This window comes from Pseudomonas sp. R4-34-07 (assembly GCF_003852375.1).
Classification (GTDB): domain Bacteria; phylum Pseudomonadota; class Gammaproteobacteria; order Pseudomonadales; family Pseudomonadaceae; genus Aquipseudomonas.
The window spans coordinates 5,361,058-5,375,588 of record NZ_CP027760.1 but is presented as its reverse complement, the minus strand read 5'-3'; the positions used below and the strand labels follow the sequence as shown (position 1 = coordinate 5,375,588).

At 59.4% G+C, this 14,531-nt stretch carries 12 protein-coding genes and 1 tRNA gene; 2 read left to right on the top strand and 11 right to left on the bottom strand.

Features of this window, described 5'->3' with window-relative positions; all coding sequences use genetic code 11:
• The first annotated feature begins 149 nt into the window (after positions 1-149).
• Positions 150-308 (top strand): YqaE/Pmp3 family membrane protein, encoded by a 159-nt coding sequence (locus C4J85_RS24815; protein ID WP_003194776.1) that lies wholly within the window; start codon positions 150-152, stop codon positions 306-308.
• Between the two features lie 5 nt (positions 309-313).
• Here C4J85_RS24815 and pqqE read toward each other — a convergent pair whose 3' ends face one another.
• From pqqE to C4J85_RS24770, 9 genes are all read right to left on the bottom strand, one after another.
• On the bottom strand, positions 314-1,495 hold the full coding sequence (gene pqqE, locus C4J85_RS24810) for a pyrroloquinoline quinone biosynthesis protein PqqE (RefSeq protein WP_124410925.1): 1,182 nt from the start codon (positions 1,493-1,495) through the stop codon (positions 314-316).
• Positions 1,437-1,712, bottom strand: a complete 276-nt coding sequence (gene pqqD, locus C4J85_RS24805) for a pyrroloquinoline quinone biosynthesis peptide chaperone PqqD (RefSeq protein ID WP_124410924.1) — start codon at positions 1,710-1,712, stop codon at positions 1,437-1,439. Before pqqD ends, pqqE begins: the two co-directional genes overlap by 59 nt.
• A complete protein-coding gene (gene pqqC, locus C4J85_RS24800; protein ID WP_124368575.1) occupies positions 1,709-2,461 on the bottom strand; it encodes a pyrroloquinoline-quinone synthase PqqC in 753 nt (250 codons plus the stop codon). Before pqqC ends, pqqD begins: the two co-directional genes overlap by 4 nt.
• 9 nt (positions 2,462-2,470) lie before the next feature.
• Positions 2,471-3,382 (bottom strand): pyrroloquinoline quinone biosynthesis protein PqqB, encoded by a 912-nt coding sequence (pqqB, locus tag C4J85_RS24795; protein ID WP_078739427.1) that lies wholly within the window; start codon positions 3,380-3,382, stop codon positions 2,471-2,473.
• Between the two features lie 71 nt (positions 3,383-3,453).
• A complete protein-coding gene (pqqA, locus tag C4J85_RS24790; protein ID WP_003194766.1) occupies positions 3,454-3,528 on the bottom strand; it encodes a pyrroloquinoline quinone precursor peptide PqqA in 75 nt (24 codons plus the stop codon).
• Between the two features lie 158 nt (positions 3,529-3,686).
• Positions 3,687-6,050 carry a pyrroloquinoline quinone biosynthesis protein PqqF gene (gene pqqF / locus C4J85_RS24785; protein WP_124410923.1) on the bottom strand — a complete coding sequence of 788 codons (2,364 nt, stop codon included), beginning with the start codon at positions 6,048-6,050 and terminating at the stop codon, positions 3,687-3,689.
• Positions 6,051-6,098: 48 nt separating this feature from the next.
• Positions 6,099-6,893 carry a carbon-nitrogen hydrolase family protein gene (locus C4J85_RS24780; RefSeq protein WP_124410922.1) on the bottom strand — a complete coding sequence of 265 codons (795 nt, stop codon included), beginning with the start codon at positions 6,891-6,893 and terminating at the stop codon, positions 6,099-6,101.
• 10 nt (positions 6,894-6,903) lie between these two features.
• Positions 6,904-8,586: an NAD(P)/FAD-dependent oxidoreductase gene (locus tag C4J85_RS24775; protein WP_124372479.1), complete on the bottom strand. Its 1,683-nt coding sequence runs from the start codon at positions 8,584-8,586 to the stop codon at positions 6,904-6,906.
• A 167-nt stretch (positions 8,587-8,753) separates the two neighbouring features.
• Positions 8,754-9,200, bottom strand: coding sequence for an Lrp/AsnC family transcriptional regulator (locus C4J85_RS24770; protein WP_124364663.1), 447 nt, complete (start codon positions 9,198-9,200; stop codon positions 8,754-8,756).
• Between the two features lie 308 nt (positions 9,201-9,508).
• Here C4J85_RS24770 and C4J85_RS24765 point away from each other — a divergent pair, with 308 nt between their 5' ends.
• Entirely contained in the window at positions 9,509-10,273 is a 765-nt protein-coding gene (locus tag C4J85_RS24765; RefSeq protein ID WP_124410921.1) for a helix-turn-helix domain-containing protein, read from the top strand.
• 410 nt (positions 10,274-10,683) lie between these two features.
• Here C4J85_RS24765 and C4J85_RS24760 read toward each other — a convergent pair.
• Positions 10,684-10,760: transfer RNA gene (locus C4J85_RS24760), tRNA-Ile, on the bottom strand.
• A gap of 15 nt (positions 10,761-10,775) precedes the next feature.
• Entirely contained in the window at positions 10,776-14,519 is a 3,744-nt protein-coding gene (locus C4J85_RS24755) for a bifunctional diguanylate cyclase/phosphodiesterase (protein WP_124410920.1), read from the bottom strand.
• Between the last annotated feature and the right edge of the window lie 12 nt (positions 14,520-14,531).

Sequence of the window (14,531 nt, the reverse complement as noted above, 5' to 3'; positions counted from 1 at the left end):
GGCGCCTCCAGCCTGATTCTTTTGGCTGGGGGCGTTTTTTTGTCTGTTGATTAAAGGATGGCCCAACGCCAGAACCTACTGAACCCTCACGAAGCGCCAAGGTCGATTAGCTACACGGCTCACACGAGCCGATTTTCTGGAGCTGACCCATGGACATCATTCGTATCATCATCGCCATTCTGCTGCCGCCACTGGGTGTGTTCCTGCAAGTAGGCTTCGGCGGCGCGTTCTGGCTGAACATTCTGCTGACCCTGTGCGGTTACTTCCCCGGCATCATTCACGCGGTGTACATCATCGCCAAGCGCTGAGGCCCTCAGCCTTTGGCGATGAGGCGTGAATTGCGCTCATTGCGAAACGCCAGTTGCTCGATGGTCTGGGTGGCATGTTCGGCTTCTTCCCGCGCTTGAAGGATGATGCCGTGCTGCTCGGACTTGCTGCACACCGGGTCGGCGTTGCTCGCATCCCCCGTGAGCATGAAGGCCTGGCAACGGCAGCCGCCGAAGTCCTTTTCCTTCTCATCGCATGAACGGCACGGCTCGGGCATCCAGTCGTAGCCGCGAAAACGGTTGAAGCCGAACGAGTCGTACCAGATGTGTTGCATGCTGTGGTCGCGCACATTGGGAAACTGCACCGGCATCTGTCGGGCGCCATGACAGGGCAGCGCAGTACCGTCCGGTGTCACGGTCAGGAAAATACTGCCCCAGCCATTCATGCAGGCTTTCGGGCGTTCTTCGTAGTAATCCGGCGTGACGAAAATCAGCTTGCACGGGTGGCCTTCGGCTTCGAGCTTGGCGCGGTATTCGTTGGTGATGCGTTCGGCACGTACCAGTTGTTCCCTGGTCGGCAATAACCCCACACGATTGAGCTGTGCCCAGCCGTAGAACTGGCAGGTGGCAAGCTCGACAAAATCCGCCTCGAGGGCAATGCACAGCTCGATAATGCGGTCGATCTTGTCGATGTTATGCCGATGGGTGACGAAGTTCAGCACCATCGGGTAACCGTGGGCTTTCACCGCCCGAGCCATTTCGAGCTTCTGCGCGAAGGCTTTTTTCGAGCCCGCCAGCAGGTTGTTGACCTGTTCGTCGCTGGCCTGGAAGCTGATCTGGATATGTTCCAGGCCGGCCTTTTTGAAATCGCTGATCTTCTGTTCGGTCAGGCCAATGCCTGAGGTGATCAGGTTGGTGTAGAACCCCAGCTTGCGCGCTTCAAAGATCAGCTCAGCGAGGTCCTGGCGCACCAGCGGTTCACCGCCGGAAAACCCGAGCTGCGCGGCGCCCATTTCGCGGGCTTCGCGAAAGACCTTGATCCATTGCTCGGTGCTCAGCTCCTTGCCCTGCTCGGCAAAGTCCAGCGGGTTGGAGCAGTATGGGCACTGCAGCGGGCAGCGGTAAGTCAGCTCGGCGAGCAGCCACAGCGGCAGACCGATGGCGGGTTTTTCAGGCAAGGGTGATCCAGTGCTCGGCACGGGCGACCTCCATGAATTGCTCGATGTCATCACCGAGTTCCGGCACGCCGGGGAATTGCTTGTCCAGCTCGGCAATAATGGCGGCCACGTCGCGCTCGCCGTCAATCAAGCCACCAATCAGCGCGGCGCTGTCGTTGAGCTTGATCATGCCTTCCGGGTAAAGCAGCACATGGCCTTTCTGCGCGGGCTCGTACTGGAAGCGGTAACCGGGGCGCCAGGTCGGTTTTTTGCTGCGATCAAAGCTCATAGGGTGATCCCTTTATGCCACACCCGCTGCGCGGTCACGCTGTGATACGGCGGGCGGTTCAGTTCGTAGGCCATGCTCATGGCATCAAGCATGCTCCACAGGATGTCCAGTTTGAACTGGAGAATTTCCAGCATGCGCTCCTGGCCTTCACGGGTGGTGTAGTGCTGCAGGGTGATCGCCAACCCGTGTTCCACGTCGCGCCGGGCCTGGCCCAGGCGGGTGCGGAAGTATTCGTAGCCGGCCGGGTCGATCCACGGATAATGCTGCGGCCAACTGTCGAGGCGCGACTGGTGGATCTGCGGCGCAAACAGTTCGGTCAAGGAGCTGCTGGCGGCTTCTTGCCAACTGGCGCGGCGGGCGAAGTTGACGTAGGCGTCTACCGCAAAGCGTACGCCGGGCAATACCAGTTCCTGGGAGCGCAGTTGGTCCGGGTCGAGACCGACGGCTTGGCCCAGGCGCAGCCAGGCTTCGATGCCGCCGTCTTCTCCGGGCGCGCCATCGTGGTCGAGCAGGCGCTGGATCCATTCGCGGCGGATTTCCCGGTCCGGGCAGTTGGCCAGGATCGCTGCGTCCTTGAGGGGAATGTTCACCTGATAATAGAAACGGTTGGCGACCCAGCCCTGGATCTGCTCGCGAGTGGCGCGGCCTTCGTACATCGCCACGTGATACGGGTGGTGGATGTGATAGAAGGCGCCTTTGGCGCGCAGGGCGTGTTCGAATGCTTCAGGGGTCATCGGTGTATCAGTCATATGAGTCTCCTACAGCTCGATGCTCATGCCGTCGTAGGCTACTTCGACATTACGCCGCACCAGCTCGGCTCGCTCGGGGGAATCTTCATCGAGGATCGGGTTGGTGTTGTTGATGTGGATAAGGACTTTGCGCTGCTCGGGCAACTGTTCCAGCACTTCGAGCATGCCGCCAGGGCCATTTTGCGCCAGGTGGCCCATTTCGCGGCCGGTGCGGGTGCCGACGCCACGGCGCTGCATTTCGTCGTCGTCCCACATCGTGCCGTCCACCAGCAGGCAGTCGCTGCCGGCCATGATGTCCAGCAGCGGAGCGTCGACCTTGCCCAGGCCTGGGGCGTAGAACAGTTTGCCACCGGTGCGCAGGTCTTCGACGATCAGGCCGATGTTGTCGCCCGGGTGCGGGTCGAAGCGGTGCGGCGAATACGGCGGGGCGGCGCTGCGCAGCGGCAGTGGCGTGAAGCGCAGGTTGGGGCAGGCCGGGATAGTGAAACTGGCGTCCAGCTCGATGCGGTTCCAGGCCAGGCCGCCGTTCCAGTGCGTGAGCATGGTGAACAGCGGGAAACCGGTGCTCAGGTCTTCATGGACCATATCGGTGCACCACACCTGGTGCGGGCAGCCCTCGCGCAGGCTCAGTAGGCCGGTGGTGTGGTCGATCTGGCTGTCCATCAGGATGATCGCGCTGATGCCGGTGTCACGCAGGGCGCGGCCCGGTTGCATCGGCGCAAACCCCTGCAGTTGTGCGCGGATATCCGGCGATGCGTTGCACAGCACCCAATTCACGCCATCATCGGAAATAGCGATGGACGACTGGGTGCGCGCCTGGGCCCGCAGGCTACCATCACGAAAACCTGCGCAATTCACGCAGTTGCAGTTCCACTGCGGGAAGCCGCCGCCGGCGGCGGAACCTAGAATCTGGACAAACATGATCGCTCCATCAAGCACAGCTCAAAACAAAAACGCCCCGGGCGAACCGAGGCGTTGTATTACCCAGCGGATTAACGGCTGGCGAAGTACATGGTGACTTCGAAACCGATGCGCAAATCAGTGTAAGCAGGTTTGGACCAGGTCATATTCATACTCCTATCAAGGGACGGGATGTTCACTACCAAGTAGTACATATAGTCCACCTCCCATGGGAGATGTTCAGATATTGCGTGTGAATATTACGCAATTCTTTTCGAGTTAGCGCTGTCTCGAAAGAAAAAGCCTGTTGCACGGTTGGCAATGATCACCCCGCTGGCTGCCACGCCCCTCGGCTGCCTGGGCCGTTGGCGATGCAGCGCCAGCCGCCCGTGGCATCGTTCAGTTGTTGCGCGGCGCGCCGCATATCGTCCTGCGAGCAGCTTTGTATCAAATCTTGTAATCGCTCCAGGTAACCCGATGAGTGGCCCGCCAACTGCGCATGCCATAGCAAATCAGCGGCTTGGGCCATCGGCAGGGATTGGGCAGTGAATTGCTGCGCCAAGGCCTCGTTGCCCATGTCTGCGCTGCGCTCGATCAACGACGGCAGTTGTGCCAGGAACGTCTGCACCTGTTCGAGGATCTCGCCCAGGGACGCGCTGGGGGACTGCACGCCGAACAGCAAGCCGGTCTGCCCATTGACCTGTCGGATGCCACTGAAAACGGCGTAGCCGATTTGCAGTTCGACCCGCAGGCGCTGGTAGAACGGCCCCTGAAGCAGATGACCGAGCAAGCGCCAGGCGGCTTCATCGGACAGGGCTTGAGTGGGTGTCGGGCAAAACAACAGCATCGCCGCTTCGCTGGACGCGGTGTTGACCTCGTGCCAGCGGCGCTGACCTTTGAGCGGTTGAGGCTCGTATTGCAAAGGCGCAGGCTGCCCAGGCAAGCGGGCTGCTGCGGTCTTGATCGCCGCTTCACAGGCTGCCGGCATCCCTGAGCCCAGCCCCTGCCAGCGGGCGGTGGCCCACGGTGCTGGCGTCGCTTGGGGCGTCGGCTGAACGCCGGTACAGCAGGCGGGCAACGCCTTGAGCAATTCGCGGATGGCAATCATCGGTGCCGGGGGTGGAGGCGCCAAGTGTTCAGCGGCAGTGCTCAAGCAGCGCGTCAGCGCTTCAAGCACGGCCGGCATGGGCTCGTGGACACCGAGCATTTTTACCTGCCAGTCATTGGCGATGGTTTCGAAAACCAACTCGACGCCCGCGTGACCGGCACTGTCGCGCAGTGGTTGTAACAGGCTGTCCAGGCCAGCAGGCACGGCGCCCTCAAATCGCCAGCGCAGGTACAGGGCGCCTTCACCGGTGTCATTGGCCAATGCCTGGCTGAATATCAGCGCCGATGTTTCCCGTCGGCCCCGTAAGCGGTCCTGGGCAAATGTGCGCAAGCCCCGGTGGGCGCTGGTCTGGCCGCGAATCAAGCCGGCACGTTCTTCTTGAGCGGCGGGACGAAGAAACGGGTTAGCCGGTGGAAGCTGCCATTCATGTCTGGCGGGTGGCAGATGCAGTGCGTCGAGCATGGCCTTGAGCGCTGCGAGACTTTGGTCCGATACGTCTTCAAGGTCGTTGCGTGCCAGCGCCAGGGCGCTTTGGACTTGCTGTTGGCGAGCAGTGAGCAAGGCGAACTCTTCGCGTAGGGGCGTCCAGTCGCTGTGTGCGAAAAAACTCAGCCAGTCGTGCAGCAGCGCCTCGATCTGTGTCGTCGCTTCGCCTTGGATGTCGATATCCAGCACGGCCTGTCCGGCAAAGTGATACGGCACCGAGGCGTGCAAGGCAGTCGCCAGGCGTCGCGCTTTGAGTTCGGCGAGCAAGCCACCCGGTGCCGGGCTGTTGAGCCAGGTACAGAGAAACGCCAGCGCTTCGGGCGGTGCGTCACAGGTGATGACCTGATGCAGATGATGATCGGCTACGTGCTGATAGCCCCTGGCTTGCCCAACCATCAGCGCCGGTGGCGCGGCCTGGGGATGCAGCGGGCCGCCGTTCAACTGCGCACTGAATTGCTGCGCCAGCGCTTCCAGGTCTTGCTGCGATTGCGGGCCGGCAAGGCTCAACGTCATCTGCCCGCTTTGATAGAAGCGCCGATGAAATTCGCGCAACGCCTGCTGAAAAGCCTCACGTTCCACTGGCAGGCTGTCGCGATTGCCCGCATGAAAGCCGCGCAGCGGGTGATCAGCGGCCAAGCCCCCCAGCAAGGCCAGTTGTTGCTGCGCCTTGGCATCTTGCGACCAAGCAACGAACTCGGCGTGCAGCACTTCGCGCTCGCGCAGTTGGTCGTCGAGGGCCAGGCGAGGGTGCGTCAGCATGTCGGCCAATCGCACGAGCCCATCGGCGAAGGTCGGAACCGGCAGCTCAAAAAAGAATTCGGTAGTGCGCTCGCGGGTGCTGGCATTCACTTGCCCGCCATGGCGCTGAACGTAGGCCATCAACCCTTCGTCTGCCGGAAAACGCTCGGTAGCCAAAAACAACAAATGCTCAAGGAAATGCGCCAGCCCCGGCCATGCCAATGGCGCGTCATGGCTGCCGGCAGCCACGCGCAAAACAGCCGCGCAGCGCTTCAAACGCGGTGCATGGCGCAGGCAAATGCGCAGGCCATTAGCCAGAGTGAGGTGCAGGGGTTGAGCGAGAACCGACGCAGGCATGGGCACTTCCGAAGCGGGGGAAGCGCCTATGCTAGCAAACCCGGTGGATCAGGGCTTGTGCAGCGCGCCGTAAAGCTCGGGGCGACGGTCATGCAGGTAATGATTGGCGGCGCGGGCATCGAGGATCGATTGCCGGTCCAGCGTGCCGACGATCAACGCTTCATCCAGGCCCGCCTGGGCAATGCGTTGGCCATCGGGCCCGGCAATGCTGCTTTGGCCGCAATAGTGAATATCGTCTTCGTGCCCGCAGTAATTGGCATAGGCCACGAAACATTGGTTCTCGAACGCTCGGGCCCGCACGGTGACGTCGGCGACAAAGTCGAACGGCACCATATTGGCAGTCGGTACCAGGATCAGTTCGGCACCGGCCAGGGCCAGGCGCCGGGTGTTTTCCGGAAACTCCAGGTCGTAGCAAATCAGGAAACCCAGCTTCCAGCCGTTCACTTCCACCAGCGGGAAGTCATCCTCACCCGCGCTGAACATCGCGTGGTCGAGGTCGCCAAACAGGTGAGTCTTGCGGTAGTTGCACAGGCGTTTGCCGTGGGCGTCGATCAACTGCACGGCGTTGTAGATCTGGCCGTCTTCGGCCCGCTCCGGGTAACCATACAGAATCGCCAGCCCGGCACTTTGCGCGATTTCAGCAATGGTGTGTGCCGACTCGCCATCCTGAGCCTCGGCCAAGGCGCCTGTGGCTTCGGCGCCAATGTTGTAGCCGGTCAGGAACATTTCCGGCAGCACCAGCACATCGGCACCCGACGCTTCATGCGCCAGTTGCTGCAGGCGCTTGAGATTACCGGCCACGTCCAGCGGCAGTGGCGGGCATTGGTACAGGGCGACACGCATGTCAGGCTCCTTATTCGGGCAGGGCGATTGGCCCTATCTCGTCAAACACATCGCCGGGCCCTGGGTTTTCCGGATGGGTGCTGCCGCCGAAGTGGGTCATGATGCCCCACACCGCGTTCAGCGAGGTTTGTACCGCGCCCTCCACCCAGGCTGGGGTCCAGGAAACGTCGTCGCCGGCGATAAAAATCCCACGTTGTTCGGCGGGCATGTCCTTCTGCATGAAGTGCGCATACATGCGCTGGTTATACCGATAGTGGCCGGGCAGTGCACCTTTGAACGCCCCGAGGAAATGCGGGTCGGCTTCCCAGGACACGGTGATCGGGTCGCCGATGATGCGCGCCTTGATGTCGACTTTCGGGTAGATCTTCGTCAGCGCATCAAGTGCCAGTTTGACCCGCTTATCGATGGGCTGGGGCAGCATTTTCAGCGCGTCGCTCATCCACGAGTAGGACAGGCAGATCACCCCAGGCTTGTCGTCGCCGTTGTCGAAAAGATAAGTGCCGCGCGTCAGGCGGTCGGTGAGGGTCATGCTCATCAGGTCGCGGCCGGTTTCCGGGTCTTTGTCTTTCCAGAACGGGCGGTCGACCATGACAAAGGTTTTCGATGACTGCATGTAGCGCGTGCGGTCCAGGGCCATCCACATTTTTTGCGAGAACAGGGTTTCGTCGCATTCGATCTGGGTGGTCAGCAGCCAGCTTTGGCAGGTGGTCAATACGGCGGCGTATTCGCGGGTGTCACCGTAGATGTCGGTAACGGCGAAACGGCCGTCGGCGGCGTGGGCAATACGCTTCACGCCGGCCCGTGGCGCGCCTCGATGCAATGAGCTGAGACTGGTGCCGGCAGGCCAGTGGGCGCATTGCTCCGGTACGTGACGCCAAATGCCCATGGGCACTTGGGCCACGCCGCCAACGACCAGGTGCTGATGGTCGTCGCAGTTGGTCATCACCACGCGGAAGATTTCCAGCATCGAGTTGGGGAAATCCGAGTCCCAGCCGCCGGTGCCGAAACCGACCTGGCCAAATACTTCGCGATGATGAAACGACAGCTTGGCAAAGGCTTTTGAGGTGGCGACGAAGTCGTAGAAGGTGCGGTCATCCCACAGCGGCACCAGCTTATTCCACAACGCTTTGAGGCGCGGCACGTCGCGGTCACGGATCGCCTGTTGAATATCGCCGAACTGCGAACCGGCTTCCAGCGCGTCGGCCCAAGCGTCGGCGACCTCCTGGAACAGCACCGGCAGGTCGGAGAGTTTCTGCGCGTAGTGCGTCTGGCCTTCCAGATCGATAACGGTACTGCCAGACGCTGGCGTCAGCGGGTTGGGAAAGGGCTTGGTTTCCAGACCCAGCTTGTCCACATAGTGATAGAACGCGGTGGACGACACCGGAAAGCGCATCCCACCCAGCTCGGCGATAATGCCTTCGGCGCCTTCAAACGCTTGGGAACGCAGGCGACCACCCATTTTCGAGGCTTCGTACACTACCGGCTTGAGGCCCAGCTTCATCAGTTCGTAAGCGGCCACCAGGCCCGCGATCCCCGCGCCGACAATCGCCACTTCAGCACCATGGTTGGCGGCGGGAATACTGCCCAGGCCGGCCGGGTGCTCGATCCAGTCATCAAAGGCGAACGGGAAATCCGGGCCGAAGATGGTGATGGGCTTTTTACCATTGGCGGGGTGTCGGTTGGTCTTGCTGATGGTGCTGGACGGAATGCTCATGGCTGACCTTACTGACGACTCGGCGGGACAGGGCCCGTTGAGTATAGGAAAAGATGGCAGCCAGTTTAGGGAGCGTTGCGCTCGTTAATAAGACGCAATGTGTCGTCGGATTGTACTGGTTTTAGTCAATCTGACGAAGTGGCTGGTCAGATAGGTTGTCCACGGTCCAATTTGTTACTGAGAATGATTGAAGTAGTGGTTTTTTCCACACCCTCGACACTGCCGATCTGATCCAGCAATTGATCAAGCTGCTCCGGCGACTCTGTGCGCAGCCACGCCACGTAATCGAATTCACCGCTCACCGCGCACAACTGCTGCACCTGAGCCATCGCGCTCAGCCGGCGCAGCACTTCCTTGCCCGAACGCGGTTGCACGGTAATCCCCACATACGCCTGCAACCCACCATCCGCCACGCGCTGGCCCAGGCGCACGCCATAACCGGTAATCACCTGCGTCTTCTCAAGACGCGCCAGGCGCGAAGTCACCGTGGTCCGCGCAATCCCCAACTGCCGGGCAAGCATGGCCACGCTTTCGCGGGCGTTGAGCTGCAAGGCGGCGATCAGTTGACGGTCGATTTCGTCTAGGGCGGGCAAGGGTGAAGCTCCAGTGCGGGGGGCAGTGGGCAGGTATGTTACAGGCTTGGTCGGGCATACAGAACTGTGGCACCAGACATGCAAAGCGGTAAGCTCAGCGGCAGCATTCGAACTTAACCATAAGGTATGAGTAGTTAAGTTTAATGCTATCAGTGCACCAGTGAACGCCAGTAATACTCAAATCAAGTTTGTGTACTGTCAGTGTGCCTGCCAAAGGAGTGGTATAGGATGTATCTTTACGAAGGTTTTCTTGCGCGTTGTGATACGGTCAAGAGGGTGATAAGAATAAATTTCTGGTGGAGATTGTTATGGTTGAATGGCTATTTTCTGGTATCGGGGCGACTCTTGTATCCGATTGGTTGAAAAAGCGTGAAAGTCGAAAGCAAAACCTATTTTGCCCGCAAAGCATCCAGCCGCTTGTATTGACGGACTCATCGTATGCACTGTCGCTTGGAGCAAGAGTAAGGTTCATCCGCACAGAAATTTTAAACCTGAGTTTGAGACAGTTAAGTGAAATATTAGAGATCGAAAAAGTTTCCAGTCTCGAACGCTATGAATTAGGTGTTGACGAATTTCCCCTTCAAGTATTGAAAAAATTCGAAGCGTATTTTTCTATAAGGCCAGAGTATCTGGACGGAATCAGTAAAGGGATTTTTTTGAATTTTCATTTGTGTTCGTCTGAGGTCGAGCGTTACCTTTCGCAGGGTTACACACCGCTTATACTATGCTGTCCTAGCGAGAGGAGTGAGCTGTTTTGTAGAGTTGTTTTTAAGAAGCATGATGGCGCATTTTTAAAGGTTGTAGTGGGTAATTTGTTGTGCTCGTTCGCGTCGAGTGGAGGAGGGCAACTCAATATTCAGATACTGATTCAAGCTTTATTGCAGCGAAACGCTTCTTATACCGATGTAGGAGTTTTAAAGGTTACGAACCGTGCGTGGGAATTAATGAGGCAGGGAAGTTATTACAATCAGGATGAACTCCATCGTTCGGCGGATTGGGAATGCCAGGATGTCTTCGTTAAGTGGTTTAAGGACTGCGAAGAGTCTAATAAGCGTTGGAATAAAGTTTGTTAGGAGCAATGAGTTGCAGTAGGTCTTGCCTACAGATGCCGGGTGAGCTGGACGTGTGCTTAGGTGCTCGTTTCAGCTTACCTATGGGCATGCCTTAAGCAGGATGCGCCGATAAAGCCTATAAGGGTTTACCTGCGCGCTGGCGTTAGGATGAAGTCGAGCTTCGTAATGTATTCGTTTTCAGGTTTGGAGTTGCTTGAGATCGCGGATGAGATCGATCGGGACCGGCTGTAGGTTACCGTCAAAAACGAGCCGGGAGTGGCGGCGTGGATATTCCGTAATGCACGTGTCGTTGAACCTATGAAGCTTGAATGTGGACATTTTTTGGACACTTTTGCTTTTCATGAGCTTTTTTTGCCCAGCATTTCGGAGTGTAGAAACGGCAAAAGCCGCGCAACGCGCGGCTTTGAGTATGGTGGGCCCAGTAGGACTCGAACCTACGACCAAGGGATTATGAGTCCCCTGCTCTAACCAACTGAGCTATAGGCCCTCAGTAGGTCGCGGATTATAACGATGGTTTGTTCACTGTGCCATCCGAAAAATCCTCCTGTCTCGTGCGAAGGAAGGTTGCGGCAAATTGCTCCGGTGGCAGGGGCAGGCTGACAATGTAGCCTTGCATCTGTTCACAGCCTTCTGCGGCGAGGAAGGCTTGCTGGGCGGGGTTCTCCACGCCTTCGGCGATGATGGTGAATTGCATGCTGTGGCCGAGGGCGATGATGGCGCGGACGATGGCGGCGTCGTGAGGGTCGTCGGGCAGGCCGCGGACGAAGGATTGGTCAATCTTGAGGAAGTCCAGCGGCAGGCGCTTGAGGTAGCTGAGGGAAGAATAGCCGGTACCGAAATCATCGATTGCCAGCTGCACGCCCAGGCCTTTGAGTTGGTGCAGCACTTCCAGCGCTTCTTCGGCCTGGCTCATGATGAAGTTTTCGGTGATCTCCAGTTGCAGGCAGCCGGGCTCCAGGCGGTAGTCGCGCAGCAGTTGTTCGATGCGTGACAGCAGGTTGGGGTGACGCAGTTGCGCGCCGGCGAGGTTGACGGACAGTGGCCCGAAATCATCGAAAGCGTCTTGCCAGGCGTGCATCTGTCGGCAGGCCTGTTCCAGTACCCAGTCGCCAATTTGCAGGATCGTGCCGTTCTCTTCGGCCAGGGCGATGAAGTGTTCGGGCGGTACGTCGCCAAAGGTCGGGTGGTGCCAGCGTATCAAGGCTTCGGCGCCGATCAGTTGCTGGGTGAGCAGGCTGCGTTTGGGTTGGTAATACAGGCTCATCTCTTCACGTTCGATGGCGCGGCGCAGTTCATGCTCCAGTGCCACGCGTTCATTGGCCTGAGCCGTCAGGTCGCGGGTGTAGCTTTCAACGCGGTTGCGGCCCTTGGCTTTGGAACGGTACATCGCGGCGTCGGCATTTTTGACCAGGGTGGCGACATCGGTGCCGTCCTGCGGGTACAAACTTGTGCCGATACTCGCGCTGATAAAGAATTCGTGCTCGCCGGCCTGGAAGGGCGGTGTGAAGCAATCGAGCAGTTTGTTCGCCAGATATTGCGCATCGCTGGCCTGGTGCAGGCCGGGCAGCAGGATGATGAATTCATCGCCGCCCAGGCGGGCGACGGTGTCGATATCGCGCAGCTGGTCCTTGAGGCGTACGGCGATGTCTTTGAGCAGCAGGTCGCCGACCGGGTGGCCCAGGCTGTCGTTGATGTGTTTGAAGCGGTCCAGGTCAAGAAACAACACCGCGCCTTGATTGCCGCTTTCCTGCTGGCCGTTGAGGGCCGCCTGTAGTCGGCTTTCAAACAGCGTGCGGTTGGGCAGGCCGGTCAATGGGTCGTGATGGGCCTGATAGTCGAGGCGCGCCTGGGCGAGCTTGAGGCTGGAGATGTCGGCAAATACGGCGACAAAATGCGTGACCACCTGCTCGCGATTGCGCACGGCGCTGATGGTCAGCCAGCTGGGGTACAGCTCACCGTTCTTGCGCCGGTTGGAAATTTCGCCCTGCCAGTGACCTTGGGTCGTCAGTTGGTGCCACATCGCGGCATAGAAAGCGCTGTCGTGCATGCCGGAGGCGAGCAGGCGCGGGGTGTGGCCCAGCGCTTCGGCCTCGCTGTAGCCAGTGATTTCGCTGAAGGCGCGGTTTACTGCACTGATGTTCTGCCGCGTATCGGTGATCAATACGCCTTCGGCGGTGCTTTCGAACACCGTGGCGGCTTGTTGCAGTTTTTCCTGCATCAGCTGGCGTTCGGTGATGTCGCGGGCGATGGTTAGCATGCAGTCTTCGTCGCCGATGGGCAGCGGGCGGCTGGACAGTTCGCAGAGGCGAATCTGGCCGTCAACGCGGCGGATATGGCAGATGAAGTCGCGGACAAAGCCGTCGCGCTGCATCAACTCCAGCATGTGCTTGCGCTCATTAAGGTCGACCCATATGCCAAGGTCCAAAGCCGACTGGTCGAGCGACGTGGCGCTGGTGTAGCCGGTCAGGTGGCTGAAGCCTTCGTTCACTTCGATCAGCAGCCCATCGCTTTGCCGGCTCAGCAACAAGCCATCGGGGGAGGCATGAAACGCCTTGGCAAACTTCTCCTCGGAAGTTTGCAGCTGCTGTTGGGTTTCCTTGAGCTGGGTGATATCTCGCACCACGACCACCAGTGCCTCGGTGGTATCGAGTTGGAACGGCTCGGTCGAAATAAGCCCGGTAAACGCCTGGCCATTGCTGCGCCAGAAAATCATCTCCAGGTTGCGGATGCTGGTGGTCTGCACGCGTTGCAGCAAATCCGGACCGACGCCTTCAACACCCCAGATATTCAGCTCGGTGGCGGTTTTGCCCACCACCTCCTGGGCGCTCAGGCCAATCTGGTCTTCAAAGGCCTTGTTGACTTCAAGCAGGCATCCGTCGGACAGGCGGGCGATCACCAGGATGTCCGGGCATTGCTGGAACACGGAGGCAAATTTCTGCTCTGACAGCTGCAGTGCCTCTTCCGTACGCTTGGCTTCGCTGATGTCGATCATCAAGCCGCGCAGCACCGGTTCATGGCCGTATTCGATCAGGCTGACAATGTCGCGTACCCACAGGCAGCGGCCATCGGCGGTGATAACGCGATAGTCGATGCTGTGATCACGGTTGGCGCGGGTTTCACGGTAGCAATACGTTTCGGCGCGGGTCAGGTCGGCGGGGTGAATGATGTTGCGCCAGAAACCGGGGATCAGCCAATGTGCGCGGGGGTAGCCGAGCAATTCTTCAGCATGGGGCGACACGTAGCTGTAGGTGAAATCGCTGATGTTGGCTTCCCAGGCGATAGCGGACAGGCTCTCCACCAGGCCGCGATAGTGGTACTCGCTGCTGCGCAGTTCTTGCTCAAGGGCAACCCGGCGGGAAATTTCCGAGCTGAGCCGACGATTGATTCGAATCACAACGGCCAGCACGGTGCTCAGCAGCAATACCGCAGGCAGACCGTACATCAGCAAATCCGCCCATAGCGTGCGGTGATCGCTGAAGCTGCCGACCCAGCGCTGCTGGATCGCATCGGTTTCGGCTGGGCTGAGATCGGCGAGGACCTTGTCCAGAATGCCCACCAGTATTTTCTCATCCTGCGGGACGCCCATTGCCAACTGATAGCGGTAGGGCGTTTCGCCGCTCACGTACAAGCCATCGAGTTTCAGTTGGCGCAGGCTCCACACGCTGGAAGCCAGGTCGCTGACGACCGCATCGACTTCATCGGTGGCCAGGGCCTGCAGCATAGAGCTGACGTTCGGCATCGCGACGAGATTGAGGTCCGGATGGTGGGTGCGCAGTAATTCATGAGGCGCATAGTTTTCCACCACGGCGATTTTCAGTCCGTACAAATCGTTGAGATTGCGCGGCTTGGCGCCGCCTTCATGGGCCAGTATCACGATGGGAAAGTCGAGATAGGGGCGCGTGAAGGCCAGGAAACTCTGGCGTTCCGGGGTAGACATGACGCCAGGTAGCAGGTCGAGCTGACTGTTGCGTGCTTGCTCAAGCACAGCGGTCCAGTTTGCCGGCTCGATCAGCTTGACCCGGATGCCCAGGCGATCCTGGATCAGGCGCACATAATCGGCGGACAGGCCCTGGTAGCGGCTCTCTTCATCGCGGTATTCAAAGGGCGGCCAGGACGCATCCACCCCAAGGCGCAGCTCCTGATGGTCCGTCAGCCAGCTACGCTCATCATCCGTGAGAGTCAACGCGCCAGCCGTTGCGGTCCAGGTCAGCAGCGACAGCAGTATCACGGTCGGCAATCTGGGCATAACGGTCTCGTT